Origin of the sequence: Streptomyces sp. NPDC057654, from assembly GCF_042800135.1 — a bacterium.
GTDB lineage: Bacteria > Actinomycetota > Actinomycetes > Streptomycetales > Streptomycetaceae > Streptomyces.
This window is the reverse complement of sequence record NZ_JBHVHQ010000857.1, coordinates 1-3,665: the sequence shown is the minus strand read 5'-3', so window position 1 is coordinate 3,665 and position 3,665 is coordinate 1. Positions and strand designations below refer to the sequence as shown.

The following is a 3,665-nucleotide window of genomic DNA, read 5'->3' as shown; positions in this document are numbered from 1 at the left end:
GGCCGAGCGCGCCGCGCCAGGGGAAGTCCAGCCGCAGCGATCCGGGCCGGTTGTACGAGCCGGCTTGCAGCGCGGTCGGGCCGAGCACCTGGCGCAGCGCGGCGTGCAGCACGTGCGTACCGGAGTGCGCCTGCCGCGCGCCGAGCCGCCACTCCGGGTCGACGGCGGCCCGTACGGCGTCACCGGTCGCCAACTCGCCTGCGGTGACCCGGATCTGATGGGCCACCAGCCCCGGCAGCGGCCGCTGCACGTCCAGCACCTCGGCCTCCACCGAGGACCCGGTCAGGAGCCCCGCGTCGCTCTCCTGGCCGCCCGACTCCGCGTAGAACGGGGTGCGGTCCAGTACCACGGTGGCGATCTCGCCAGTGCGTACGACCGGCAGCGGGCCGTCCGCGCCCAGCACGGCCAGGACACGGGAGTCCGTCTGGAGGGTCTCCCACGCGCGCCAGTCGGTGGGGCCGTTCGCGTCGAGAACGGTGCGGAACGCCGAAGTGTCGGCGCTGACACCGGACTTGCGGGCCCGCGCATCGGCACGGGCGCGCTCGCGCTGCTCGGTCATCAGTGCCGTGAACCCCTCGCGGTCCACCTCGACGCCCTGCTCCTCGGCCATCTCCAGCGTCAGCTCGACGGGGAAGCCGTAGGTGTCGTGCAGCAGGAACGCCTGCGCGCCCGGCAGTGAACGCCCGCCCGACTTCTTGACCTTGGCGACCGCTGTGTCCAGTACGGTCGTGCCCTGACGCAGCGTCGAACGGAACGCGTCCTCCTCCGCGTACGCCTGCTGCGCGATGCGGTCGAACTGCTCGGCGACCTCCGGGTAGCTCGGCGCCATGCAGTCGCGGGCCACCGGAAGCAGCTCCGGCAGCGCCGGGTCCTGGTGGCCCAGCAGCCGCACCGAGCGCACGGCCCGGCGCAGGATGCGCCGCAGCACGTACCCGCGGCCCTCGTTGCCGGGGGCCGTGCCGTCGCCGAGCAGCATCAGGGCGGTGCGCACATGGTCGGCGACGACCCGCAGCCGCACGTCCGCTTGGGCGTCCGCGCCGTAGCGGGACCCGGTCAGTTCGGCCGCGCGGTCCAGCACGGGACGCGTCTCGTCGATCTCGTACAGGTTGTCGACGCCTTGCAGGAGCGTCGCCATCCGCTCCAGCCCCATGCCGGTGTCGATGTTGCGGCGGGGAAGTTCGCCGAGGATCGGGTAGCCGGACTTGCCGCTTCCCTCACCGCGCTCGTACTGCATGAAGACGAGGTTCCAGAACTCCATGTACCGGTCCTCGTCCACGGCCGGCCCGCCCGCACGCCCGAGCGCCGGGCCGCGGTCGTAGTACATCTCCGAGCAGGGACCGCACGGGCCCGGCACACCCATGGACCAGAAGTTGTCCTCGTCGCCGCGCTCGACGATCCGCTCCGGCGGCAGCCCCGCCACGCGCCGCCAGATCTCGGCGGCCTCCGCGTCGGAGTGGTGCACCGTCGCCCAGATGCGGTCCGGGTCGAGCCCGTACCCCCCCTCCGCCACCGGGGTGGTGGACAGCGCCCAGGCGAAGCCGATGGCCTCTTCCTTGAAGTAGTCGCCGAACGAGAAGTTGCCGTTCATCTGGAAGAAGGAGCCATGCCGGGTGGTGCGGCCGACCTCCTCGATGTCCAGGGTCCGCACACACTTCTGCACGCTCGTCGCCCGCGGCCACGGCGGCTGCGCCTCGCCCGCCAGATACGGCTTGAAGGGGACCATGCCCGCGTTGACGAAGAGCAGCGTCGGGTCCGGAGTGGGCAGCGGCGCGCTCGGGACCACGGTGTGGCCCCGCTCGGCGAAGAAGTCGAGGAAGCGGCTGCGGATGTCGGCGGTACGCAAGTCGGGCTCCGAGGGGCTCGGGAGATGGTCAGGCGGCGCTGGTCGTACGGGCGGTCTTCGCCGCCCTCGCCGCTCGCGCCGCCTTGGCAGTCTTGGCGGTCTTGGCCGTGCCGCTCACGGGGTGCAGCGCCGCGTACTCCAGCGGCGCCGACGGGTCGATGGACACGTCGAGCGGCGCGGGCTCGGCGCCCGCGCGCACCAGCAGGTCGCCGACCGCGGCGATCATCGCGCCGTTGTCGGTGCACAGCCGCAGCGGCGGCACCCGCAGGGTGATCCCGGCGGCCTCGCACCGCTGCTGCGCCAGTTCCCGCACGCGCGAGTTGGCGGCCACGCCGCCGACCACCACGAGGGTGTCCACGCCGTGGTCGCGGCAGGCGGCGACGGCCTTCTTGGTGAGCACGTCCGCGACCGCCTCCTGGAGGGAGGCCGCGCCGTCCTCGACGGGCAGCGGCTGCCCGCTCGCGCGGTGCTGCTCCGCCCAGCGGGCCGCCGCGGTCTTGAGGCCGGAGAAGGAGAAGGCGTACTTGTCGTCGCGCGGCCCCATCAGCGGGCGCGGGAAGGCGACGGCGCGCGGGTTGCCCGTACGGGCCGCCCGGTCGACGGCCGGCCCACCCGGGTACGGCAGCCCGAAGACGCGCGCGACCTTGTCGAAGCACTCGCCGGCCGCGTCGTCGAGGGTGTCGCCGAGGTGGACGATCGGATCGCGGGCCAGGTCCCGTACGAGCAGCAGCGAGGTGTGGCCGCCGGAGACGATCAGCACCATGCAGGGGTCGGGCAGCGGGCCGTGCTCCAGGGTGTCGGCCGCCACATGGCCCGCGAGGTGGTGCACGCCGTACAGCGGGACGCCCAGCGAATAGGCGAAGCCCTTGGCGGCGGCGACGCCGACCTGGAGCGCGCCGGACAGGCCGGGACCGGTGGTGACGGCCACGGCGCCGATGTCGGCCATCTTCAGGCCCGCGTCGGCGAGGGCGGCCCGTACGACCGGGGCGGCCGCGTGCACATGGGCGCGCGCCGCGATCTCCGGGACGACGCCGCCGTACCGCGCGTGCTCGTCCATACTGGACGCTACGGCGTGGCCCAGCAGTACTCCGTCCTGGACCAGACCGGCTCCGGTCTCGTCGCAGGACGACTCGATTCCCAGCACCACCGGTGAACGCCCCACGCCACTGCCTCCCGCAATTGATCTGTACCTGCGAATTGTACGCAACCGGAACTCTGGCCGGTCCCGGCCGCGACCTGCGCGCCGCAGGTCAGTAGAGTTCCGTTGCCGCGCGTGCCGTCTGTGGCGGCACACGTTCTGACCTGCCCGTTCTCATACCTGTCCGTGTTCACTGCCGCACCCTGCGCAGTGCCGAGGCCCTCCGCCGCCCCGATCCGTCGTCAGCCTTCGCCAACCGTCTTCGGCTGTCTTCGGCCATTGTCCCGCTGTTTCACCGCCGCTCCGCACCATTCCGCCGACCGTCCGCCGCTTCCGTCGCTTCCGCCGATCCTGAGGTACGTCCCCGTGACCCCCGTTCCGCCACCGCCGCCCGAGACGACACCCGGCGCGGCTCCCGCGATGGCGGTTCCCGTGACGGCGGCGCCCGTGACGGCGGCGCCCGTGACGGTCGTGGGCATCGGCGCCGACGGCTGGCCGGGGCTCGCCCCTGCCTCCCGGGAAGCCCTGCGCGCGGCCGACGTGCTCATCGGCGGCCCCCGCCAGCTCGACCTGCTGCCGCCCGGCGAGTGCGCGGGGGAGCGGGCGGCGTGGCCCTCGCCGCTGCGACCCGCCGTGCCGAGGCTCATGGAACGCTTCGCCGGGCGCCGCGTCTGTGTGCTGGCC

The 3,665-nt window shown here is 73.5% G+C and carries 2 protein-coding genes and 1 pseudogene; 1 reads left to right on the top strand and 2 read right to left on the bottom strand.

Going from position 1 to position 3,665, the window contains the following annotated elements:
* A partial coding sequence (gene alaS / locus ACFU99_RS37250; protein ID WP_384401172.1) for an alanine--tRNA ligase occupies positions 1-1,843 on the bottom strand: 1,843 nt, incomplete at its 3' end.
* A 28-nt stretch (positions 1,844-1,871) separates the two neighbouring features.
* Positions 1,872-2,990 (bottom strand): tRNA (adenosine(37)-N6)-threonylcarbamoyltransferase complex transferase subunit TsaD, encoded by a 1,119-nt coding sequence (tsaD, locus tag ACFU99_RS37245; protein ID WP_384401176.1) that lies wholly within the window; start codon positions 2,988-2,990, stop codon positions 1,872-1,874.
* 411 nt (positions 2,991-3,401) lie between these two features.
* Between tsaD and ACFU99_RS37240 the strand changes: the two are divergent.
* Positions 3,402-3,665 (top strand): annotated as a pseudogene (locus ACFU99_RS37240) (cobalamin biosynthesis bifunctional protein CbiET); the annotation flags it as partial.